The 22455-nt window shown below is 37.5% G+C and carries 23 protein-coding genes and 1 pseudogene; 5 read left to right on the top strand and 19 right to left on the bottom strand.

Annotation, left to right across the window (positions count from 1 at the left end; all coding sequences use genetic code 11):
• The first annotated feature begins 124 nt into the window (after positions 1-124).
• The 3 genes from GPDM_RS16875 (at position 125) to GPDM_RS06485 (ending at position 1230) form a co-directional block, all read left to right on the top strand.
• Positions 125-373 (top strand): hypothetical protein, encoded by a 249-nt coding sequence (locus GPDM_RS16875; RefSeq protein ID WP_008430076.1) that lies wholly within the window; start codon positions 125-127, stop codon positions 371-373.
• Positions 374-394: 21 nt separating this feature from the next.
• The gene (locus GPDM_RS16870) at positions 395-739 is read left to right on the top strand and encodes a hypothetical protein (RefSeq protein ID WP_008430075.1); all 345 of its coding nucleotides are present in this window, start codon (positions 395-397) and stop codon (positions 737-739) included.
• A gap of 146 nt (positions 740-885) precedes the next feature.
• The gene (locus GPDM_RS06485; protein WP_008430074.1) at positions 886-1230 is read left to right on the top strand and encodes a hypothetical protein; all 345 of its coding nucleotides are present in this window, start codon (positions 886-888) and stop codon (positions 1228-1230) included.
• Positions 1231-1408: 178 nt separating this feature from the next.
• Here the strand turns inward: GPDM_RS06485 and GPDM_RS06480 are convergent, their stop codons facing one another.
• From GPDM_RS06480 to GPDM_RS06425, 11 genes and pseudogenes are all read right to left on the bottom strand, one after another.
• Positions 1409-1636: a hypothetical protein gene (locus GPDM_RS06480; RefSeq protein ID WP_008430073.1), complete on the bottom strand. Its 228-nt coding sequence runs from the start codon at positions 1634-1636 to the stop codon at positions 1409-1411.
• Positions 1637-2119: 483 nt separating this feature from the next.
• Positions 2120-3322 (bottom strand): SAP domain-containing protein, encoded by a 1203-nt coding sequence (locus GPDM_RS06475; protein ID WP_008430072.1) that lies wholly within the window; start codon positions 3320-3322, stop codon positions 2120-2122.
• Positions 3323-3683: 361 nt separating this feature from the next.
• Entirely contained in the window at positions 3684-4100 is a 417-nt protein-coding gene (locus tag GPDM_RS06470) for a hypothetical protein (RefSeq protein WP_008430070.1), read from the bottom strand.
• Between the two features lie 155 nt (positions 4101-4255).
• Positions 4256-4618, bottom strand: a complete 363-nt coding sequence (locus tag GPDM_RS06465; protein ID WP_008430069.1) for a hypothetical protein — start codon at positions 4616-4618, stop codon at positions 4256-4258.
• A 99-nt stretch (positions 4619-4717) separates the two neighbouring features.
• Complete coding sequence (locus GPDM_RS06460; protein ID WP_008430067.1) at positions 4718-4897, bottom strand: hypothetical protein; 180 nt, start codon at positions 4895-4897, stop codon at positions 4718-4720.
• 111 nt (positions 4898-5008) lie between these two features.
• Entirely contained in the window at positions 5009-5683 is a 675-nt protein-coding gene (locus GPDM_RS06455) for a Type 1 glutamine amidotransferase-like domain-containing protein (protein ID WP_008430065.1), read from the bottom strand.
• Positions 5684-5968: 285 nt separating this feature from the next.
• Positions 5969-7528 carry an AMP-binding protein gene (locus GPDM_RS06450; RefSeq protein WP_237704141.1) on the bottom strand — a complete coding sequence of 520 codons (1560 nt, stop codon included), beginning with the start codon at positions 7526-7528 and terminating at the stop codon, positions 5969-5971.
• Positions 7509-8368, bottom strand: a pseudogene (locus GPDM_RS06445) (SDR family NAD(P)-dependent oxidoreductase). The gene GPDM_RS06450 and the pseudogene GPDM_RS06445 overlap by 20 nt, the downstream one beginning before the upstream one ends.
• A 279-nt stretch (positions 8369-8647) precedes the next feature.
• Complete coding sequence (locus tag GPDM_RS06440) at positions 8648-9070, bottom strand: hypothetical protein (protein WP_008430063.1); 423 nt, start codon at positions 9068-9070, stop codon at positions 8648-8650.
• Positions 9067-9270, bottom strand: a complete 204-nt coding sequence (locus GPDM_RS06435) for a helix-turn-helix transcriptional regulator (RefSeq protein WP_008430062.1) — start codon at positions 9268-9270, stop codon at positions 9067-9069. The genes GPDM_RS06440 and GPDM_RS06435 overlap by 4 nt, the downstream gene beginning before the upstream one ends.
• 625 nt (positions 9271-9895) lie before the next feature.
• Complete coding sequence (locus GPDM_RS06425) at positions 9896-10801, bottom strand: selenium metabolism-associated LysR family transcriptional regulator (protein ID WP_008430060.1); 906 nt, start codon at positions 10799-10801, stop codon at positions 9896-9898.
• 105 nt (positions 10802-10906) lie between these two features.
• Between GPDM_RS06425 and GPDM_RS06420 the strand changes: the two genes are divergently transcribed.
• A complete protein-coding gene (locus GPDM_RS06420) occupies positions 10907-11920 on the top strand; it encodes a YeiH family protein (protein ID WP_008430059.1) in 1014 nt (337 codons plus the stop codon).
• 309 nt (positions 11921-12229) lie between these two features.
• Here the strand turns inward: GPDM_RS06420 and GPDM_RS06415 are convergent, their stop codons facing one another.
• From GPDM_RS06415 to GPDM_RS06405, 3 genes are all read right to left on the bottom strand, one after another.
• A complete protein-coding gene (locus GPDM_RS06415; protein ID WP_008430058.1) occupies positions 12230-12757 on the bottom strand; it encodes a GNAT family N-acetyltransferase in 528 nt (175 codons plus the stop codon).
• A gap of 62 nt (positions 12758-12819) precedes the next feature.
• Positions 12820-13701 (bottom strand): DMT family transporter, encoded by an 882-nt coding sequence (locus tag GPDM_RS06410; RefSeq protein ID WP_008430057.1) that lies wholly within the window; start codon positions 13699-13701, stop codon positions 12820-12822.
• A gap of 17 nt (positions 13702-13718) precedes the next feature.
• On the bottom strand, positions 13719-14582 hold the full coding sequence (locus GPDM_RS06405; RefSeq protein WP_008430056.1) for an aminoglycoside phosphotransferase family protein: 864 nt from the start codon (positions 14580-14582) through the stop codon (positions 13719-13721).
• Positions 14583-14818: 236 nt separating this feature from the next.
• Between GPDM_RS06405 and GPDM_RS06400 the strand changes: the two genes are divergently transcribed.
• Complete coding sequence (locus GPDM_RS06400; RefSeq protein WP_008430055.1) at positions 14819-15271, top strand: DUF305 domain-containing protein; 453 nt, start codon at positions 14819-14821, stop codon at positions 15269-15271.
• 48 nt (positions 15272-15319) lie between these two features.
• Here GPDM_RS06400 and GPDM_RS06395 read toward each other — a convergent pair whose 3' ends face one another.
• The 5 genes from GPDM_RS06395 to ilvA all read right to left on the bottom strand — a co-directional run bounded on the left by GPDM_RS06395 (position 15320) and on the right by ilvA (position 22429).
• Complete coding sequence (locus tag GPDM_RS06395) at positions 15320-15745, bottom strand: NUDIX hydrolase (RefSeq protein ID WP_008430054.1); 426 nt, start codon at positions 15743-15745, stop codon at positions 15320-15322.
• Between the two features lie 203 nt (positions 15746-15948).
• Positions 15949-17997: a GAF domain-containing sensor histidine kinase gene (locus tag GPDM_RS06390; RefSeq protein WP_008430053.1), complete on the bottom strand. Its 2049-nt coding sequence runs from the start codon at positions 17995-17997 to the stop codon at positions 15949-15951.
• A 216-nt stretch (positions 17998-18213) separates the two neighbouring features.
• Entirely contained in the window at positions 18214-20160 is a 1947-nt protein-coding gene (locus GPDM_RS06385; RefSeq protein WP_039863018.1) for a fructose-bisphosphatase class III, read from the bottom strand.
• A 315-nt stretch (positions 20161-20475) separates the two neighbouring features.
• On the bottom strand, positions 20476-21030 hold the full coding sequence (locus tag GPDM_RS06380; RefSeq protein WP_008430050.1) for a DNA-3-methyladenine glycosylase I: 555 nt from the start codon (positions 21028-21030) through the stop codon (positions 20476-20478).
• Between the two features lie 109 nt (positions 21031-21139).
• Complete coding sequence (gene ilvA, locus GPDM_RS06375) at positions 21140-22429, bottom strand: threonine ammonia-lyase IlvA (RefSeq protein ID WP_008430049.1); 1290 nt, start codon at positions 22427-22429, stop codon at positions 21140-21142.
• Between the last annotated feature and the right edge of the window lie 26 nt (positions 22430-22455).

Raw genomic sequence — 22455 nt, 5'->3', positions numbered from 1 at the left:
AATCTGAATGTAACTTAATTACACATAAGTTGCATTCAACCATCGTTATGTAAACTGCAAATTCTAGATAAAAGTGTAATACTAAGAACAAGAGATATTCTTCAATGTAAAGGAGGCGAAACTTATGGATAAGGTTTTTATCATTCCTAAAACTATTGGGTCGGATGGAGAAATACTTTTGTGTGAAGATGTTCAAACCGTTGAGAAGTTTCATATGGCTCCTTTTGAATCTATTACTGATCCTGATTCAAAAGGTGAACTACTCGTTGAGTTCATTTGTACAAAATTCCTGTTTCCAATCTATCTTACATTTGAACCGTTTACTGGAATGGGAGATGATTTGGAAGGCCTTTTCCAAGGCAAAAACATTTAATACTCTTTAAAATTTGAGGGTTTGAAAAACAAACGTTTTCCTGTTTTTAAACTCACAATCGAAAAACCTTCTTCACTGACTTTTGTTTTACAAGAAACTTTTTGGATAGCAACTTGTAATAACTTCTACGCCTTTTCTTTCTCGGATAATATCGTGTATAAATCCGTGATAGGAAAGAGCTGGTTTGGACTTGAGAAGACCTCGATATGGCCTCACTTTGATATGAATGGTGCATCGACAGTTATCGAAATTTGGCATGACGGGGATGGGTTAAATCTCTATACAACCGAACCTCGTTTTTCGACAATTGAAAAGCTGACCAGCTATTTTCCAGTTGGAACATCGATTGTAAACAATGAAGATTAAATGTAACTTACTTGCTAATAAGTTACATTAGTTTTATTAAGTGAGAATTTATCACTTTTCCAATTAATGTAACTATAAAGTGTTTTTCTCGTCTAAATAAAAAGTGAGGTATTTATTATTTTATAAAGAAAAGGAGAGACGATATATTGAAAAAAACTTGGGTTTTTATATTAATTTTATTAATGAGTGGATGCCAAGAACAAGAAGAAAATACTGAAACTTTAGAACAGTCAATTCATGAGGTGTCTGGGACTATAACGGATATAAATCAAGATAAAATTCTTTTGGAACTATCACAAGAGCTACAAGAAAATGAGACAGTAATATGGGTTAATGTTAGCGATGAAACCAGTATTCAAAATCTTCAAGACACTAAACTAAATCGAGATAGTTTGCGTGCGCAAGATGAGGTGAGAGTAATTTTAGGAGATACGTGTACAGATTCTATACCAAGAATTTGTTATGCAAAAGAACTATTTATAAATAAATAAAACTGAGGTTCGATAGCACTTTGAATGTAACTTAATTGCACTTAAGTTACATTCTACCCCTAGTCTTTATTGGTTATTTTCCGTCTAACTCAGCTATCCATTCTTTAAACCAATCAGGCGGTAATTCTAATTTCGACAAATCCATCTTCATCAGTTTTTTATGGGAATAAAATCCGTACTAATGAAAATCCCATTGACACTCTATATCTCTTGCGATGACACGAGCCAGTTCATCATGGTCATCTAGATCTTCATCTTCCCAAGCCATTGTTAAATTATCGCACCACATGCAAAAATCAACTTGAGAAAATTGATTTTCTTTCTTGCAGACTGCATCTAAAAGAGTCTTAAGATTTTTATATGAATACGGAAGATCGATGCTAGTTTTATTCCAATTCCACTCCACAAGGTAATCCTCCTCTTTTAGTACATTTCATCAGCCTTGAAAACTTTTATTTTTCATTTATCACCAACAATATCATATTAAAATTATATTCAAAGAAAATTTATCAGAAAATAACCGTTCGTAAAAGTACACTTATACAGACAAAAAAGAAGCTCTGTTTTGAGCTTCTTTACTTTCGACAATCCTGAAATATGTAATCCCATTAGTGGTCTATTCATCGTCCTTTAAGTAACACCGACTAGCTGCAATGCACAAATCAGCCTTTCTCAGAACGGAGCTCCTTGAGACACCACAAAAAATGCTAAAAACTTCTATAAATCCCCCCAATACCCAAATTTTTGGGGGCTGCATCGCCGGTTGACAGTTTACAAAGGTGCATTGGGAAAAGCCCAAAGAATAGATTTACTATAAAAGATGAAGTACATAAAAAACAAAAAGGTCAAAGAAAATAAAAACTTCTGCCCTTCTAGTTTCAGAAAATATTTAATTCGGAAGTCTATTGTCAATTCTCACTTTCATTTCCTTTATTACTTCTAAATCAAGAATATCTATCAGCTCAAATACCATTTCTAACTTTCTATTTTCATCAATACCAAAATAATCTAATATGTCTATTAAGCTCTCTTCTTCCTCTTCCTGTTCTCCTTCTTCATCATCAAAGCCTTTCTGGTGATAGTTATTTATATCTTCTTGATAGCCTTCGTGACCAAGTTTTTTTCTATTACTCTGATATAAGTTACCGAGTAATTCTCTATATAGTTCATCCCCAGGATTAGTCAATAGAGCAATAATGATTTCATGGAAGTTGTTAAAGGATATTAATGAAGGGTCTTTTATTGCAAAGTCATAAATATATTTTAAAATCTCCTCAAAATTATCATCACTAATAGTCAACCCCATGAAGATTGGTTTGGAGGACAGAGGTTCGCCTAATTCCGGACTTGCGTGAAGGGAGAGAAATTCGCCTAACCCTGCACTTGTGTTAAACCACCCAACTTCTTTACATTTTTCTAATTGCAAATTAATTTCTTCTGTTAATTTCCTTAGCCCATAAAGAAATGATTTTTCTGGATTGTTTTCTATCTGATAAATACGTGCCACTATTCCACTATTTTCTGATTCATAATAATCAATTAGTGTATTGGGTGGATCTAAATCCCAATGTTTCATAAAATAATATTCATCAAACTTACTCTTGTAATAAAATGGATACCTAAAAATATCCCTTTTATTCTGATGTATCCAAAGCACACTCTTATACTTTTCCAGCACCTCTAAACCGAGTTCGGTAAGAACAAAACAACTCTTATCTGTATGATTACGAACATCTTCATCACTTGCATGAGTCTGTATCCTTTTAATTAATACACCTTTCGTGCCTTTAACTGGTTTAGATATTGCCTTAAGGATAACTTTCAATTCTACAACTGTTAAATGCTTTAGTATTTCTCTAGGTAGGTTCTCTCTTATCAATTCATTTTCTTGTAAATTTGAAACCACTTGAACAAAATCAAGAAATATATCTCTTGCTTTAAACGACTCTATCGAGTGTGTATGGCCAGAAAAGGTTTCTAAAGGATCGTTTACAAAAGTAGGTCTTTTATTTAACTCATGTAATACTAGAATATCTTCAACTTTATATATATTATTATTGTTGTGAATTGCAGGTGGGCTAAATTTCGTCATGATAATACTCCTTAGTATTTATTTATCGAAGGCTTTCGTAATTGACAACGGGCTTATTGCATATTATAAATCATACCATTTTCTTAGATTCCGTATTATCGCTCTATACAGTTCTAGTCTACATATCACAGGTTATGAAAATTTCTATAAAATAAAGGGAGATGCTAATAGCCAGCACCTCCCTTTGCTTTATGTAAGACTTCCGATAATCCGGTATATGTAAACCTATATCCCTTTGAGACTACAAGTTCAAAACTTTAAAACAGAGTATTGTACATGGTTGGAGTAGATAATCATGAGATATTTCTTAGTTTTGGCTTTGTGAAACTATACTGTTATTTCTAGCAAAACTAAAAAACCTTTACAAAGGTTCATCCAAAGCATAAGAACCCCCTGGCAAGGAATATAAATGAAAGCTATTGTCTCCTTGTAATTCCCACCCTTCAAAGTAATTACTTTCATGAAACAATTCAAGATAAATATTGCCTTCAAATTCTATAATTAGATCGGCTATTTCTTCATACAGAAGGATATGCTTTATCTTTTTCCCTAGTAGAAGCTTTTCTACATCTTTATGCGAAAATCTTTCTGGAGCGTAGAGACAATCTGAATACCCCACTAAAATTTCAGTGGCAAATCTTAATCTCCAAGGACATCCGATTATTGAAGTTGCTCTTTCAAAAGTCATTCCTAAAGGCGCGTTTTTTTCTGTGTTTACCTCTGTAACCCTTTGACCAATAAAAAAATCAAATTTGATATTGCTTATCTCTCTATACATATTTTACCTACTCCCGGGAAGTCTCTTCTACCGTTTCCTACCTTCTTTAAATACGACTCACTCAACTAAATAGCCTATTCTAAACAAGTAAAATCAATAGTAATGTCTGACAGAACCTAGTCTTATAAAGGTAATGGTTTCTATTCTTTATATCATTAGTCTCCTACTGCAATCACTTTTTTCTTTTGGTCCAGTGCAGCCAAACAAAGCACTTTCAATTCTTCAACAAAACAGTTGATTCTCTTTGTTCTTTTGTCCACTTTCCACGGTTCCTTTTCGGTGACACTGTATTCATTTAGCAGATGTTCGCAAATAATGACCAGCTCATTTACTTCTCTAGCTGAAAACATTCGATCACTATATTGATCCAGGTTTAAAAGGAGACCGTACTTTTTTGCTGGATCTTCCTCCCTTTTCAACAGATAATCTTGCAGATCCTCCTCGAACTTCACATGTTTTTCGGATTTAGGTATTTCTTTTAGTGTACTGGCAATATAAAAATCGATTCCGACTGTCATTTGTTTACCTCCATCTTTTTTGGAATGAATGTCTGAACGTAACTTAATTTATAATAAGTTACATTCAACTCTGATTTCAGCAGCTTTTTTAAACCTATTTCAAACTTGTTTATAATGCTTCTTTTTCTGTGAGATCAAGCCAATTCCAATGCCTATTGCTACGAATATAAGTGCAGTAAATAAACGAATTATAAAGCTATCTGTTAAAAACAGATGATGGACAACTCTTTCTAAAATTGCGGCCAAAATCACTATCCAAATTACAGTCCATTTTTTCATTAGTTACACCTCTATTCTTTTTAACTCTTACAATTAAATTTTAAATGCCACTTAATTCCACTTATGTTACATTCGATTAAAAGCATATTCTCAGCAACAAATTGAGAGTCTTTACACTGGATGTTTAGAACCAGGCAATAGATATGTTTTATTTTCTCCCCTAAAAAGAAGTGCTGGTTCTGTTCCTGTTATTTTTATATGTCCGTCTCTATAATAAGCTCCGGTTTCTTCGGATAAGGCCAATACCGGCTTCTTATATTCTTTTATGTAATTTCTAATATGCTCATCATTTTGCAATTCATAGTGGCACCAAATTGCAACATCAGAAACCATGTTTAGCCCATTGTAATTCTTTAAATTCACGTCGTTAGAGTCAAGATGAGCACATGTCATAATATTCGAACCTAAAATAATAGCGCCTGCACTTCCCCCGTACACGATTCCTCCGCTATTGATATATTCTTTTAATACTTCATCAAAGTTAGAGCTGTACAAGTCATTTAATAAAGAAAATGTGTTCCCGCCACCAATGTAGATGGCAGAAAACTGTTGCAAGTCTTTGAGCGATTTGTGATTCAAATTGGACCACATTACGATTTCTTGAAGGCCAAGCGGGTTAAATACGCTTTTAATCCACTGACAGCAATCATTGAATGAAGCAAGTCCTTTCATTGCAACCGGAATGTATAGTAATGGCTTCGATACACCAATTTGTTCTCTAAACTCTTGATCGAACTTTTCCGTATGTTTTTTGTCTCCACCACCGGATAAAAATATCGTCCCCATCTTGTCCCCCCCCCCTTAACATCTATACACTTTAATTATACCAAAAATTCCCACTATATAAATAAAATAAAATCACATTTCTGATTATTAAAGCGTTCGTAAAAGTACGCCTACATGAACGAAAAAAGAAGATGCTTAGGATCAGCACCTTCTTCAATTTGCTTTTATAGACTTCCGATAAGATGTCATATGTTAATTCATCAATTAAAATTCCAAGTTTGTAGTTTTATGAAACAGCATTTCGTATGTAACATTTAATTTTTATAAATCCTACTCTTAAACTCCCTAGCCGTCGTTACTTGTAAATGTTTGAACTTGTTTTCTGTCTAGCTTTCCAACGGGTGAATAAGGCAGCTCCTCAACAAAAGCGATTTCACGTGGGATTTGAAATTCTGCCACACGTGTGCGTAACCAGCTCAAAAGTACTTCTTCAGTCATTTTTTCATCTTGATACAACTGGACGAATGCTTTCAGAATTTGACCAGCGTAGACATCCTCAACTCCGATTACAGCAACGTCTTCTACACTCGGATGATTGGTCAGTGCAACTTCAATTTCAAGCGGATAGATATTGTTACCGGCTGAAATGATCAAGTCGTCTGTTCGCCCACACAGGAAATAATAGCTGTTCTCGTCTCGGTATCCGATATCGCCTGTTTGAATCCAGCGGGTTGGGCTGTTCTTCATCGACCACTTATTCCGAATACAAAATTGACCGATGCTGCCTGGTCCAACTTCTTTTCCTACCTCTACCACCTGCAATTGGCCTCCGGCGATCACTTTGCCGAGCGTGTTGGCATGATAGTTTAAATCTTCAGGTACAGCAATGATATTCAAACCTGCTTCCGAAGTTCCGTACAAGTTGTATAAGACATCCCCCAGAAGCTGGTTCACTTCCTTCACCAATATCGGATTGAGTTTTGCACCTCCAGATGCAATGCATGATAGGGAACCGAGGGCTTCTTTATCGTGCTTCAACATTTTGTGAATCATCAGCGGAACCACCGTTACCACTTCTACTTGATGCTGCCAAATGAGGGCGCAGGCTCCTTTCGCATCAAAGCTCTCCTGTATGACAACTTTCTTTCCCAAAGCAAGAAATGATAACAGCACAGCGATGCCGTAGCCATGGTAGATTGGCGTCGCAATATAGGCGGTGCTGTATTTTGGTAGCTGCAGGCGGTTTAGTAAAGCAGCAAAAGGATCAAGGAAATTAAAGAGGGATGGCCGGTGAATCACTTGTTTTGGCTTTCCGGTGGTCCCCCCGGTCAACAACACGATCTTTCCGCTGGAAGAGGGCGTCAGTTTTTGTTTTCTATGTAGAGACAAATCTGGCAAAGTGCTAATTGCTTCATTTTTTTCATGATAACTTCCGATTTTTGGATTCCGATAAGGAGATATTTCAATCAAACCATTGAACTCATTGTCATAAACCAAAAAGTCGAAGTTATGCTCTTCTACTAGCCGATTAAACTGTAATTGGCTCATTGAACTATTTAGCAGATATAAATCTGCTCCCAGGCGTGAAGCAGCAAAAATCCCCTGCACTAACGACGCGTGGTTTTTACATAAAAATGCCACTTTCTGCCCTTTCCCAATCCCATAGCGGTCTTTCAGAAAATGAGCGAGATTTTCACAGCGTTTCTGCAGTTCCTGATAACTAAGTGTTTCACGGCTATCTACCAAAGCGGTTTTCTCGTCGCCCGCTTTTTTCGTTAAGGTAAATAAAAGCATCAGATTGATGCCATTTTGATGAATTGCGAATCCCAGACGGGCTAACTTTGACAGTGAAAGAAAATTGAGCCGAGACAATATTTTCAGCAAATTAAACATTGCCTCTTTCACGCTCCTTTTTCATGATTAATCTGGGAATGATAAACGCCAACGGTGTTCTGAAAGATACAGAAGCCCATTGTCCGAAAATTAGCCACCAAGGCTTATATACTTTTCTTTTCGAATATAAAGCGTGTCCAATTATTTCAGACACGTGAACAGGCGACATGGCCGGAGCTGTCCGGTAAGCAATCGTCGGTTCGATCATCGGTGTTTTTACCAGCGGCAGATAAATAGAGGTTACACAAATTTTTTTGATTTTCAGTTCCGGCTCTGCCGAGCGCAACCACGTATCAAAAGCGGTTTTCGACGCCTGGTAGGCAGCCCAGTAAGGGACAGGAAGCAGCAAAGCATTGATGGTGGAAACATTGATGATGTGTCCGTTCTTTTTCGCAAGCAGCGGAATGAGCGACAGCAATAACTTTACCGGAGCAAAATAATTAAGCGCCATGGTACGCGTAAAGTCGTGGTACCGGTCCAACGACTGGGCAAGTGGACGATTAATGGAGATCCCGGCATTGCTCACGACGACATCCAATCCATCCGATAATTGATGAAGAAATGCCAGCAATCTTTTAATTCCTCTTCATTTCGCAAATCTACAGGGAATACCGTTACACTGGCTGAAGCCTTTTCGATTTCCACTTTCATGACGTTCATGCTTTCTTCTCTGCGGGCCACCAGAATCAGATGTGCAGTAGTGTTCGCCAATAGATAGGCGAGCTCTTTTCCGATCCCTGAACTCGCTCCGGTTATCAAGACAGTCTTTCCACCCACTTCATCCTTCAATTTCTCGAAATTGAAGGATGAAGAGAAAAATAAGGCTCTCTCCAATAAAGTATAGTTATGCATTTAGCCAGCACCTTTTTATAAATGTCATATAATTATCAAGAATTTTCCGACTCTTCTTTTTTATGAATTTTACCATTTAAATTCATTATTGGAATAGGTTAAAGATCTAAAGTAGAATTAATTTTAAGGGCTGGATTGCCGTTTAAGCAGTTTTTAAAAAGTATAAGTTTACAGATAGAAAGGGAGAAAAGTTAAGCTTCGATTAGCCTCTTCTCTCCCTTCGTATTTCTGCAGTTTCCGATAACTCATGATATGTAAACTAAGCTCTGCCACAAAAACTCAATGGAATTTTTTTGAAACAACAAACTCCGTAATAGGAAGTGTAACGAATGCCAGTCCAATTACAATAACAAGAGGGATGTTTTGAATATCATTTAATGCAGTTACTCTTTCTGTAAGAATCAGCACCACCACCATCAATACAAGTAACAGATAATAGCTAACTTTAGAACTGGTTAAGGTTATGTGTTTCTCTAATTCGTCTTTTTCTCCTTCATGCTTCCCTTCTAAATCTCCCCAAGTCAAAGATTGAAAGAAAAAACCAATGCCTAAAAATAGAAAGAAAATTGTCGAAGCTGTTATTAAATCTTTCATTAACCATTCATAAATACCAAATCCCCCAATGGCAACAATTAATACGATAGAGCAGATTAAGCTCACTTTCTTTTCAGTTTTCATTCCCCTCCAATTTGCTATGCTCATTTGCTTTCCTCCTCGAAAATAAATAATTCGTCAACTTTTACATTTAGATTTTTAGACAGTTTAAATGCCAATGCTAATGTTGGATCATACTTATTATTTTCTATCGCATTGATTGTTTGTCTTGTTACTGAACATCTTTTGGCTAATTCTTCTTGAGAAAATCCCTGGATTTTACGCAATTCCTGAATCTGATTTTTCATTCGCTTCAACCACCTAGTCTTTTGCGGTACATTACATAAAAAATGAGGTAACTAATAACTGCAATAAGAAAGTATAGTAATTCCGGGTAGATTAGCGATACATTATTTAATCGCACATCACTTAGATTAAAAAAGTCATTTACGAAATTAATTACGAAGAATATTAAGAGCATAACCCAACTGCTTACAATTGCCTGATGTTTAATATGTTTTTTTCGCTCATCATCATTTGTATTATATCCGTGTTCTTCACTTCCAGTTACTTTTCCCAGTATTAGAAACAGCAACAAAGATAGTACTATTATTACTAACCAAGATAACAATGTACTCACTCCTTTAATGTCAAAAGTTCTTTACATTTTAATTATAATGTAATGAAGATATATGTAAAGAGTTTTATACATTCTGCTTTTTCTTATTAACTTAAATACCATAGAAAACTTGTTACATTAATTCAGAAATCCTTTATTATCTTGCCAAGAAAAACCGTTCGTAAAAGTACAGCTTTACGAACGCTTTAAAAACAAATCAAAAATAACAAAAAAACGTTCGTAAAGGTCTCAACACACTTTCCAAACGTTCGCTATTTCCCTTAGACCTTTGCGAACTAAACAAGCCGCAATAGTCATTCAACTTTAAAATCGGTCACTTCTTTATGATTTTTTAATAGCTTAAGAAATGCCGACAATGCTTTTGTTTGAAACGGCGACCGAGTTACAATCGAAAAATCTCGCGTATAAGGCATTTCTTTAATGTTTACTACTTTTATATCCCCGTATTTCAATTCTTTTTGAATTGCCCATTCTGATAGTAAGCTAATTCCGATTCCTGCTTCAACCATGGCTTTTATTGGCTGTGTGCTGCTAAAGTGCATAATGGCTTGAGGTGACAGTCTAAATTTTTCAAAGACTGCTTCTGCCGCTTCTCGTGTACCCGATCCTAGCTCTCTTAATATCCAAGTTTCGTCTGCCAGTTCCTTAATCGAAATAGCCTCTTTACGTACTGCCAATGGGTGATTTGCTGGGGCGACGATGACCATTCGATCTTTTGCAAACGGCTCTGTTTTTAGTTCTTTGACGTCTTTAAAATGGCCTTCGACAATTCCGACATCTAGTTGATGGTTTAATACCAATGCGGCAATTGTCGTGGTGTTGCCAATAGTGACCGTTGGTTTGATGTCTGGATATTGTTCTTTAGCTTCAGCGATGATGGCTGGCAATAAGTATTCGCCAAATGTATAACTCGCACCAATTGCAATAGACCCGCTCGCTTTGTTGGTCAAATCATCGAGTAAGTGATTCATTTTTGCATACAATTCCTTGATTTCGAGTGCATGATGGAAGACAATTTCGCCTGCTTTATTTAGACGCACATACTTATTGGTTCGCTCTAGTAATTTTACTCCGGTCGACTCTTCTAAAGATCGAATATACTGGCTAACAGCGGGCTGCGTCATATGCAACTCTTCTGCCGCTTTGGAGAAGTTTTTCTTTTCAACTACTTTGATAAACACTTCTAATCGCTGATCCACTTTCTTGTGCCCTCCTCACATCTAACTTTACTTATGATACTTATTTTATATATTTATTTTACTAATGCACAATTCTTTTCTAAGCTTATTACAGGAGGTTTTACGATGTCTGCATTTCTTAATAAACCAACATCACCTAAAGCTGCCTTGCTCGGTGGTGTGTTATTTACGTTTTTACTCGCTTTTTTAGGTTTTTTATTGGCACAAGTACCAGGTTTTGACCAAATTGGCCAACTGGCGTGCGCCATTATTATCGCGGTTTTTTACCGACAGCTTTTCGGGTATCCTACTGCGATTCGGTCTGGTATCACGTTTTCCACAAAACGGTTACTACGTGTCGCTATCATTTTATACGGATTAAAACTAAACATTAATACTGTATTGAGCGATGGTCTTTGGCTTTTAGTACGAGATGTTGGCGTTATTGCTTTTGCGATTTTGCTGACTGTTTGGCTAGCTAAACGCTTTAAAGCCGATCAAACCATATCGTTACTTCTTGGTGTTGGTACTGGCGTGTGCGGGGCAGCCGCTATTGCAGCTATTGCGCCAATCATTAAAGCAAAAGATGAAGACACCGCGATTGGTGTCGGCATTATTGCGCTTATGGGGACGATATTTGCTATATCTTATACCATCATTCGCCCATTTTTACCGCTGGATGACATTGAATATGGCATGTGGGTTGGCATCAGTTTACATGAAATTGCTCATGTGGCATTAGCCGGAGCTCCTGCTGGAGAAGATGGGCTCGCTATGGCTTTACTTGGAAAACTAGGTCGTGTCTTTTTACTCGTTCCGCTTTGTTTTATTTTTATTTTCATGATGAAACGAAAAAACAAAGACGAAGAAACTACAGCAAAAGTCGACTTTCCTTGGTTTCTTCTCGGGTTTATCTTCCTTAGCGTATTAGGCAGTTATGTATTGGGTCCAGTCGTTCCGTTCCCAGAAGCTTTACGTGACTTTGTCTCAACGGCCACCACTTGGTTACTTACAGCTGCAATGGTTGGACTGGGTTTGAATGTCAGCTTACGGGATTTACGAGAACGTGCTCTCTTGCCGCTCGCTGCAATGACGATTACATCGGTTTTAGTGTCCGTCTTAACGTATTTTATAATTTGATGTAATTCTTAAATCTAAAAAAAGAAACAGCCAACTGTCTTTTCAGATTCTAGACAAATCTTTAATAAGACGAGATTCCTTTGTCCACTGCACAATAAAAGTAACCTAATATCCTTTTCATCCACTCACTCCAGGATTCGTAGCACCAAGTGGCGACTCCTGCGGAAGAACGGAGTGATGAGACCCCGCAGGAGCTTGCGACGAGGAGGCTCAGCACTTCGTCCGCGGAAAGCGTCCGCTTGGTGCTACGAATCCCATATTACGAATAAACTTAAAAAGCGACAGCCAGCTGGCTGTCGCTTTTTAAGTTTATTGCACTTCCCATTCCTCACGCAAGATGCCCATCTTAATCGCATCATACAATTGTCCATCGACTATGCGTGCTTTTCGAATACGCGCTTCTTCAGTCATCCCTAACCGTTTTGCAACGCTCATCATTCGTTCATTGCCTGACCAAGTCGACATGCCGAGTCGGTGCAAATCGGTGTTGGCAAACAAAAAGTCGATCCACATCCGGTAAGCCTCAGAGCCGTATCCACCGCTCCAATAATCCGTGTCATAAATTACAACACCCGTCTCCAACCAATTTGTGTTTTTATCCACCCAATAAGCACCAACATAGCCAATCGCTTTGCCGTCCGCCGTAATAACAAGTGATGCCGGGACGCCGAACGAAATGTCTTTTTCTTCTAACCACATTTTACGGTGTTGATCTCTACTCAACCACGCCTCTGGAATATACGGTCCGTTCCACTTTTTCGCATCTTGTTGTGGGTCTTCAAAGCGCCAATAATAAAGCTCATCTAACAATTCTTCTGTTGCGTTTGTTAAAGTCATCTTTCTTCCTGCTAGTTCTATCAAATTGAATGCTCCATTTCTTTGTTGTTAGTTAAACTAAGCTATACGGTTACTTTCACTGGCACTCGTTTTTCTGGCCAGTTAACTAGGAAAATTCCTGAGAAAATCAAACTGCCTCCGATTAATAACGGTATCCCAATCGGCTCTCCTAATACGAGCCAGCCAGATACGATACCGAAAAAAGGAGCTAAAAACAAAAAGGCGCTAACTTTACCAGAATCTCCTTTTTGCAACAAGTAAAACCAAATCGTGAATTGAATGATGGAAGCTGGAATGGATAGCCACAATAAAATAGAGACCGATGTTGTGTTAATGACTATATAGGCATTTTCTAAAAAGGCTGAGCCAAGCAATAAGATAAGACCACCAAATAACATTTGATACGCAGTTAATACCCACATATCGATTGCGACGCCCCATTTTTTGATAAGAAGTGTTCCAACAGCCCAAAATATAGCACTTAAAAAGCCGAGCAATGTTCCAATTTGAAGATCCAAATGACTTCCCATTGTGACAAAAACACCCGCAAACCCAACAAAAACTCCGAACCATTGAACAATGCGGTAACGCATGCCCATTGCTAACGTCCCAATCAACACCACCAATAAGGGATTCATAAACGTTAATATCGCGGACTCTCCTGAAGTGATGGTCCGCAAACTGAGGAAAATAGCTCCCATTACGCCTGCGGTTTGAACAGCACCGATTAAAATAACTTTTCCCCAAGTTGCAGCATTTTTAGGGTGTTTTCTTTTAAATAACAAAACAAAGAAAATCATAATACTGCCAGCAATCGTAAATCGTATCCCCGCCAATAACAAAGGCGATATGTAGATCAAGCCTATTTTCGCTACGACAAAAGAAGACCCCATTAATCCGGTCGTCAAGACGACCAATAAAGAGAAAATTAGTTTTTCTTTCAATTTGCCACTCTCCTTGATTACTCTAATTTCAGTTGCTGATTGGAAACTATTTTATTCCAATACTCCCAAGCTTGAATATACATGGACCAATCCTCAGGATGATGCTTAAGACAAATGCCCAACCGCTGGTACAACCCAATCAGCAATTCTTCATACAAAACAGAATCAGCAGGCCGCTCAATTGTTAGGCCAGCGATTGCAGAATCCCATGCCTTTTTAGTTAAGTCGGAAGGGGACGAAAAAAATGCATAGATTACATCATAATGTGGCCATCCTAAAATTGGGGTAGGATCGATGACACCCGCTAGCTTTTCTTCGCGTACGATAAAATTATGTACTCCGCAATCACCATGAATTAAATAAGGTTGGTTTTGAAAAATGGGTTTCTGGTGTTCTACTACGAATGGTGCCTTAATCGTTACACCTAGTTTATCCAAATGTGAAGTTAAAATGGCGTTTGCCGCTTTTACTTCATCGCGCAAAAATTGCGCCCAAGAACTTACGGGTGCATCTCTCCAGCCCCAGTTGTGTTGATTTAATACAGGTTGATAGTGGTTTATCAGCTCCGAAACCAACGTCGGAAGAAGGCTACTTTGATGATTTGCGGTTGAACCTGGAATATATGTATACACCATAAATTGATATAAAGAATCAACGGCTAGTAAATCTGGCAGTAAAGAAATCGGCTGATAAAGAGAAAGAAAATCCGCTTCTTCTTTGGTGACTTTTGCCTCGTTAAGCTTTAAGATGCACGCATTGCCCTTTTCTTGATAAAGAAGAAAAACCTTGCTCCTTGTGCCGCCAGCTAAAGCCGTGTACATATTCGTATGCCCAATCGACTTCTCTTTATTTAATTGAGCAATAATTGGTGCAACATCCATTTGCTATCTCCTGACTTGTCATGATTTGGTTAAAATAATCATAACATTTTTTCAGTGTTAAGAATTTACATTAGTAAATTTATTCAGATATTTACAAGTTTCTAATTTCAGCTAAAACATTAAAGCTTCTTCTCTCGCCATTTGTGCAGTTTTTATGGAGTTTATCTGAAATAAATCAAGGTATATAAATAATAAGCTTAGTTTTCGGCAACCTAATTTCAAAAGGAGGAGTATAGATGAATGCGTATGTAAAATTTACAGTGATGATTTTGACTTCAGCTTTTATCATGTATTGGTTAACATTTTTAAACACATTTCAGTTTGATCACATTTTCTATAGTGAAACCCGGGTATATATGGCATTGATCATGGGCTCTACAATGGCGATTGTTATGTTGCTGTTTATGTGGCCAATGTACAAAAACAAAAAAGCCAATGCGGTGATTCTTGGGACGAGTGCCGTTGTTTTTGCCCTATCGTTATGGCTTGTTCGCAGTCAAACCTTAATCGAAGATGTTAAGTGGATGGAAGCTATGATTCCCCATCATTCAATTGCGATTTTGACGAGTGAACGCGCCAACATTTCAGACCCTCGCGTTCGTGAATTAGCAGACTCGATTATAGAAGCACAACGAAAAGAAATTGCCGAAATGAAAAAGCTAATTGAAGACCTTGAAGAAGAGGAATAAACGAAAATGACCAAGAGCTCAACATCCTGCTCTTGGTCTTTTCTCCGTTTAAAATGCTACATAAAATGGCTGCTTGCGCTCATCGAGACAATGCTCGATTCTATTCCTGAAGTTTTTCCATGTTACCATTTCTAACGCTTCGCTAATCGGATAATACGCGACTTCGAGGCTTTCTGCTGACGTGGTTAATTGTCCGCCGATGGGTTTTGCTATAAACAAGGTATTGCAAATGGAACTTTCTACATTTTGATACACACCACAAAATTTTTGGATTTCAATATCGATTCCAGTTTCTTCTTTTACTTCGCGAATAGTCGCTTCTGTAAGCGATTCTCCTTCTTCTACTTGTCCACCGGGCATTTCCCACCCTCTGCGCGGACCTTTGATCAATAACAATTCACCTTGTTCATTTAATACTACAGCTGCTGCAGATAAGATATGTTTGGGAGTTGACATGTCTGTACTATGGACCATTCAATTTCACTCCTTCTATTTGTAACTATTTAGTAATTATATGAGACAGCGATAAAAAGTGCTACTGACTTATTAAAATGACGCAAGCTACGTTTATCTTTTTACCATCTAATTTAAAGAAAAGACTAGAGACAACTCGAACAGCTCAAGTTTGTCTCTAGTCTTATAAATTTAATATAGCCGATTTATTTAAATTTCATTTATTATAATTGAAATTTAAATGAAAAAATGGTTCCGTCACTGCTTGACTGAACATCGATTTTAGCTCGATGACGAGCAGCAATCGCATACGAAACTCCGAGTCCAAGGCCTGTGCCATTGTCTTTAGTTGTATAAAATGGTGTGCCAATTTTCTTTAATATTTCTTCACTCATGCCCATTCCTTCGTCTTCGATTTCCAAAACGACCGTATTGTCATTTTCAATATATGTTCGTATCGACAACATTTCTCCTGGGTTCATTGCTTCAAGTCCATTTCGACAGATGTTTATGAGCAATTGACGTATTTCATTTCGGTTTAACAGGAGATCAGGTAAATCCATTGTTTCGATTTCAATAAACTTATTTTGACTAAACGTATCAATTTTCAACAAAGGTGCGATATCGGTAATAATGGCATTTAAATTTTGCATTTTTAAATCCGACGACCTCGTATTGCCCATCGATAAAAATTCAGAAATGATGGAGTTTGCCCGGTCTAGTTCTTCAATCATAAGTTCAAAATACGAATTGTAACCTTCTAATTCTTTGTTATCTGTAAGCAACTGCAAAAACCCACGAACCGTCGTCATTGGATTTCGAATTTCATGGCTGATTCCTGCGGCCATTTGTCCAATAAGTTCTAAGTTTGATAATCGCTTCAATTCATTTTCATAAAGTTTCTTTTCTGTCGTATTTTTACACATACAACAAATACCATCATCAAAAGGATAGGCAACAATTTCATAACAATAACCTTCTTCAGCAGAAGCAATTTCAAAATGAACGGGCATTCTTTTTAGCATGGCTCCAGAAAATTCTTTATATAAAATAGAATTAAAACGCTCTGGAAAAACAGACCATATTTCCTCGCCCAATACATTTTCTGGGGTACGCCCTTCAGGAAGCACTTGATGATTATTTATATAGATAAATTCCCAGTTTTCATTTAGCGCAAAAAATCCGTCTGTGATACTGCCAATAACACTTGTCACCCGCTCGTTTGCATTTGCTAGTTCTAACGTTCGGTCTCTCACCCGATGCTCGAGTTGATCCATATAAGTTAAGTTTGAAAGCGTAATTGCAGTTGAGTTAATAATAGACTGTGCCAAATTAATTTGTGTTTTCTCGTGAGTATGCAATTTTTCTAGCAAACAAGCGATTGCAACCACTCCAAAGACAGCTCCTTTTGAGATTAAAGGGATAAAAAGTAACCGACATTTTTCTTCAGAAGGTATAAAACGAATGTGTTTTTTCTTAATAATGTCTTTGATAACTGTGTCAGAATTCGTAGTGGATTGGAAATCATCAATAATTCGTTCCCATTCAGGCTTGGACCAATTTGACTTGTTATTTACTTCTTTTAAGTAAACAGTGTTTGAATGATCAGGAGTTCTTAAAAAAATAGCTACATTTTTAAACTCGGCAACTTTTTCTAAATAATGAAAACAGGTATTTATGCTTTCGCTTACAGTGGAGCATTTGGCAAGCTCGTTGTTTACGTCGAGAAGTAGTTCTTTTTCTGCAAGCAACTGCTCTTTTTGTTTAAGGTTAGCCGCATTTTGAATAGCTACAGCTGCCATATTGACATAAGCTTCTACACTTTGAATTTGATTTTCGGTTAAGTCCATTTTCTTTCCATTATCAAATAAGAACACAAGACCATATAAATGCTGCTCATAAATAATGGGCAGTCCTAGAAGTGACTTTATATTAAATGCTGCTAAAGCTGCAGCATTCGGACGTAAGTCCATTGATGTATCGGGAATGTAAACCACTTGTTTTGTAGTGGCAATTTCATTTGCAAGTGGATCATCATCCAAATCTATTTTCTGATCAGTCAACGGCTGACCATTGATTGCTTCAGGCTTACCTGCTACAGCTCGGAATACTCCTTCGCTATCAGGAAGATAAATACCGATAGCATCACATTGAACAATTTCCTCTGAAATCGCCGCTGCGACATGTTGAAGCATATCTTGTAATTCTAGCTTCGTGTTGATGATTCTTGTGATTTCTGCCAGCCTCGAATATCTTTCTTGTTCTTTCAACATTTTATTCGCTCCGCTCTAAATAAACGTAAATTGTAGATTTTTAGCTTTTAATCTTAATTATCTATTCTTATAGTATATTATTTTTGGGACTTATCATAAAGAGTTTTGCACTATTAAAATATATTTCACCATTTCTTTTATACTATTTACTTTTTCAATCATTATTTTCACATAGAAAAGAAGAGGTACATGGATGCACCTCTTCTTTTTCTATCTTTACGACCTTCTCACAGGTTTCATATAACGATATTCTCTTAAACTATTTAAATTCTGAATTTCTTGTTGGAGGCATTCCCCAATGTTGGTTTCTCTTACTTTTTTTCGTTCTAATTCTTCATCAACCAATCGTTTTACCGATAAAACATCTGTCCCATTTTGCAGAACTTCTTCTTTTGAATTGAACAATTGATGAGCGACTAGTTGCATGCCATAAGAATTATAAAGCAATGTGTATCCGGCAATTCCGGTAGTCGATTGGTAAGCTTTTGAAAACCCGCCATCAATCACTAACATTTTGCCATTTGCTTTGATTGGGTTTTCGCCGTCCCGCTCTTTTACAGGGGTATGCCCATTAATAATCCGCCCATGATCGGGATTCATATCAAATTCAGCTAGTATTTTCCGGCACATGTCTTCGTCTTCACGTAAATAATAATACGGGTTTTTTCGCTCTTTATGTGTTTCTTTATCTTGAATAAAGTAACGCTCAAAAGTCGTCATTTCTCGTTTGCCAAATAGCGATGAATATTCACCCGTCCACAAATACCACACCATATCGGTCGCAAAATCATCTGTTTCTTCTGGATGTGCAAATGACGTACGCAAATAACGTTCAAAAACATCGAGCAGTTCACGTCCTGCATATGACTTTCCTTCAATCTCCATTTTCTCCATATTGCCATCTTCATCTAACGGTATGCATCCATGAATAAGCAAATTGCCATTGTATTTCAAATACAAACTGCCTTTTTTCATCAAAAAATTCATGTGACGCGCTAGTTTTTCTGAATGTTGAACCGAAAATAGCAATTTGTCGATTACTTGTTTTTCTTCCTCTAACAATTCATCTGGTTGTGCGGGATTGATGGTCGCAAAGCACGTGTTTTCTAATGGATACGTTTTCCCGTGAATCGTTGCTTCGTTTTTATCATAGTCGACTTTTTCGAGCAGTAAACGATCGCGCATGTCAAAACACGGACGTCTTTTAATAATAGGACTTTCCAGTTTAAATTGGATAATGGAAATCGCTTGATGAATTTTAGTGATTTGCAGTTGTTCTTGTTCTGTCATTTTTTCATCCGATATTCTTTTCGGTCGAAAAGCCGGATTGTCTTCATAATATTTCTCCGCCAAATTCAGTAATGGGCGTAAGTTAATCCCGTAAACATCTTCAATAATATCTAAGTTATTATACCGCGCACAAATCCGTAAAATATTCGCTAAGCATACTTTCGAACCCGCATATGCACCGATCCATAAAACGTCATGATTTCCCCACTGAACATCCACCGAATGGTAATCAATGAGCGTGTCTACGATTTTATGTGGATCTGGTCCCCGGTCATAAATGTCTCCGACGACATGCAGGTGGTCTACAACTAGTCGCTGAGTCGTATAAGCCAACCCCACGATCAATTTATCCGCTTGTCCTAAAGAAATAATTTGCGTCACCATTTTCGCATAATATTCTTTTTTGTTTTTAAATTCATCTGTCTTATACAATAACTCTTCAATAATGTAAACAAATTGTTTTGGTAGCGCTTTCCTTAATTTCGAGCGAGTGTACTTTGACGAGGCGTAGGCGATCAGTTTCAGCAGCCGCTCAATAACTTCTATGTACCAATCATGCAGCTCTGCTTTACTGTTAAAGTGACTTTTAATCATTAGCAGTTTTTCTTCTGGATAATAAACAAGCGTAGCGAATTCGTTCAATTCTTCTTCAGATAATTCGTTTTTAAACAAATCTTTAATTTTTACTTTTACGTTTCCGGAGCCGTTCCGCAATACATGTTGAAACGCTTGAAACTCTCCGTGCAAATCACTGACAAAATGTTCGGTCCCTTTAGGTAGATCCAGTATGGACTCAAGGTTAATGATTTCAGTAGCGACTTTTTCTTCACAATCGTATTTTTGCGCTAATAAATCTAAGTATTTTAAGTTCATCATTTTGTCTCCTCCTTTAAGTCTCATGTTTACAAGTCTATTCGTCTTATTACAAAAGCATGATGTTGCTTAAGCTGAAAAAAGCTTCCTTGTCTCTTAGTTTACAGCAGTGGCATCCTAAGCTCTAGCAAGAAAATTAGTCTTGATCCACCTACTGAAAACAGTCTAACTGCATTAAGTTCTAGTCCGGAATGCGCCTATGACTTGTTACCTTCTTTACCTTTATTCTGCATTTAACTGGAAATCCCTTGTGCAATTAAAAAGATTCCTTTAATTCATGTACTTACCTTATTCATTTTAGTTTGATTTCACATTTCAAGTGCGACAAATGCAACTCTTGATGTGATCGTTTACCATTCCAATGGCTTGCATAAATGAGTAAGTAGTAACAGGGCCTACAAACTTAAACCCTCTTTTTTTCAGCTCTTTACTTAATTGAACAGACAGAGGAGATTGAGCGGGTAGTTGATCATCATTCAGCCATTTGTTGTCGATGATTTCCCCATTCGTAAAGCTCCATAAGTAATCAGCAAAACTGCCCCATTCTTTTTGTATGCTTAAGATGGCTTGCGCATTAGATCGAACAGATGCGATTTTTGTGCCGTGCTTGATCACGCCATAATTTTCTTTGATAGAAACTAAGCTTTCATCTGTTAAATTTGCACAATAGGCAATATCGAAATTTTGAAAGGCCTCAAGGTAAGCTTGTCGTTTAGACAACACAATATTCCACGATAAGCCGGCTTGTGCACCTTCTAATGTGAGCATTTCGAAAATGTATTGCTCGTCTTTACTTGGTTTACACCACTCAGTGTCGTGATAAGCTTGCATGAGCGCGTTGCTTTGTGCCCATAAACACCGTTTCTCCATTACCATCACTCCATTTTCTCGTTATCTTTACTATATCATTTAACGAGAAATCTGTTTTAACAAAAAAAAGGACGTCCCCCTCTTTTGAGTAGACGTCCTGTCAGTATGACTAAATCAATAAATTAAACAGCAGTGAATCGTTGTTAATTTCTTTGTACGGAAAACCACTATCGGTCATGCGTTTGACGAGCGGTTCATAGTCGTCTGGACTTTTCAGTTCAATGCCAACAAGTACCGGTCCTTCGTCGCGATTTGTCCGTTTCGTGTATTCAAAATGAGTAATGTCGTCTGTTTCACCTAGTACTTGCCCCATAAACTTGCGCAGCGCACCTGCACGTTGTGGGAAAGAGACGATAAAATAATGTTTCAATCCTTCGTAAATCAATGATTTCTCTTTAATTTCTTGCATCCGTTCAATGTCGTTATTGCCTCCACTAATGACGCAAACAATGTTTTTCCCTTTGATTTCGTCTTTATAAAAATCTAGGGCCGCGACAGATAACGCACCTGCGGGTTCTGCAACAATTGCATTTTCGTTATACAGCTGCAAAATCGTCGTACACACTTTGCCTTCTGGAACCAATGCAATGTCGTCTAACACGTCTGCGCAAATCGCCATTGTTACATCTCCAACTTGTTTAACTGCAGCACCGTCTACAAACGTATCAATTGTATCTAGACGCGTTACTTTGCCATTTGCTAATGACGTTTTCATGCTAGCAGCGCCTGCCGGTTCAACACCAACCAACTTCGTTTTTGGACTGATTCCTTTTAAGTAAGAACCAACGCCCGCAGTCAATCCCCCACCGCCAATTGCACAAAACATATAATCAACAGGTTCTTGCATATCATTTAACACTTCCACTGCAACCGTTCCTTGTCCTGCGATGACGCTTGTGTCGTTAAATGGATGAACAAATACTTTTTCTTCAGCTGTACAGTACTCCATCGCTGCTGAAAACGAATCATCAAATGTATCTCCCACTAAAACAACCGAAACTTGGTCTCCACCAAAACGTTTTACTTGAGATACTTTTTGACGAGGCGTGGTTAAAGGCATGAAGATTTTTCCTTCAATGCCAAGAGCGAAACAAGAATACGCTACCCCTTGAGCATGGTTACCAGCACTTGCACAGACAACTCCTTTTGAGCGTTCTGTTGCATCTAGACTACGGATGAAGTTATAGGCACCTCGCAGTTTAAAAGATCTTACTACTTGAAGATCTTCTCGTTTTAAATAGACATTGCATTCATACCGTGCTGAGAGCAGTTCATTTTTTTGCAAAGGTGTCTTGATGACAACGTCCTTGAGCGCCTGGTTGGCTACCATAATTTCTTCTACGGATACTTTCTTCACTAATTGTTTTCTATCGAGCTCTTTGATGTTGCTCTTAGTCATAGTTGTCACCCTCTTATTTTTATTTA

It is taken from the genome of Planococcus donghaensis MPA1U2 (genome assembly GCF_000189395.1).
Lineage (GTDB): Bacteria > Bacillota > Bacilli > Bacillales_A > Planococcaceae > Planococcus > Planococcus donghaensis_B.
Note: the sequence above shows the minus strand (reverse complement) of the source record. Positions and strands in the feature narration are given on the sequence as shown.

Excerpts from the sequence above, each read along its gene's own strand:
- GPDM_RS16875 (WP_008430076.1), top strand. The coding sequence starts at position 125 with ATGGATAAGGTTTTTATCATTCCTAAAACTATTGGGTCGGATGGAGAA.
- GPDM_RS06475 (WP_008430072.1), bottom strand. The coding sequence starts at position 3,322 with ATGACGAAATTTAGCCCACCTGCAATTCACAACAATAATAATATATAT.
- GPDM_RS06470 (WP_008430070.1), bottom strand. The coding sequence starts at position 4,100 with ATGTATAGAGAGATAAGCAATATCAAATTTGATTTTTTTATTGGTCAA.
- GPDM_RS06465 (WP_008430069.1), bottom strand. The coding sequence starts at position 4,618 with ATGACAGTCGGAATCGATTTTTATATTGCCAGTACACTAAAAGAAATA.
- GPDM_RS06460 (WP_008430067.1), bottom strand. The coding sequence starts at position 4,897 with ATGAAAAAATGGACTGTAATTTGGATAGTGATTTTGGCCGCAATTTTA.
- GPDM_RS06455 (WP_008430065.1), bottom strand. The coding sequence starts at position 5,683 with ATGGGGACGATATTTTTATCCGGTGGTGGAGACAAAAAACATACGGAA.
- GPDM_RS06440 (WP_008430063.1), bottom strand. The coding sequence starts at position 9,070 with ATGAGCATAGCAAATTGGAGGGGAATGAAAACTGAAAAGAAAGTGAGC.
- GPDM_RS06435 (WP_008430062.1), bottom strand. The coding sequence starts at position 9,270 with ATGAAAAATCAGATTCAGGAATTGCGTAAAATCCAGGGATTTTCTCAA.
- GPDM_RS06420 (WP_008430059.1), top strand. The coding sequence starts at position 10,907 with ATGTCTGCATTTCTTAATAAACCAACATCACCTAAAGCTGCCTTGCTC.
- GPDM_RS06415 (WP_008430058.1), bottom strand. The coding sequence starts at position 12,757 with ATGACTTTAACAAACGCAACAGAAGAATTGTTAGATGAGCTTTATTAT.
- GPDM_RS06405 (WP_008430056.1), bottom strand. The coding sequence starts at position 14,582 with ATGGATGTTGCACCAATTATTGCTCAATTAAATAAAGAGAAGTCGATT.
- GPDM_RS06400 (WP_008430055.1), top strand. The coding sequence starts at position 14,819 with ATGAATGCGTATGTAAAATTTACAGTGATGATTTTGACTTCAGCTTTT.
- GPDM_RS06395 (WP_008430054.1), bottom strand. The coding sequence starts at position 15,745 with ATGGTCCATAGTACAGACATGTCAACTCCCAAACATATCTTATCTGCA.
- GPDM_RS06390 (WP_008430053.1), bottom strand. The coding sequence starts at position 17,997 with ATGTTGAAAGAACAAGAAAGATATTCGAGGCTGGCAGAAATCACAAGA.
- GPDM_RS06385 (WP_039863018.1), bottom strand. The coding sequence starts at position 20,160 with ATGAACTTAAAATACTTAGATTTATTAGCGCAAAAATACGATTGTGAA.
- GPDM_RS06380 (WP_008430050.1), bottom strand. The coding sequence starts at position 21,030 with ATGGAGAAACGGTGTTTATGGGCACAAAGCAACGCGCTCATGCAAGCT.
- ilvA (WP_008430049.1), bottom strand. The coding sequence starts at position 22,429 with ATGACTAAGAGCAACATCAAAGAGCTCGATAGAAAACAATTAGTGAAG.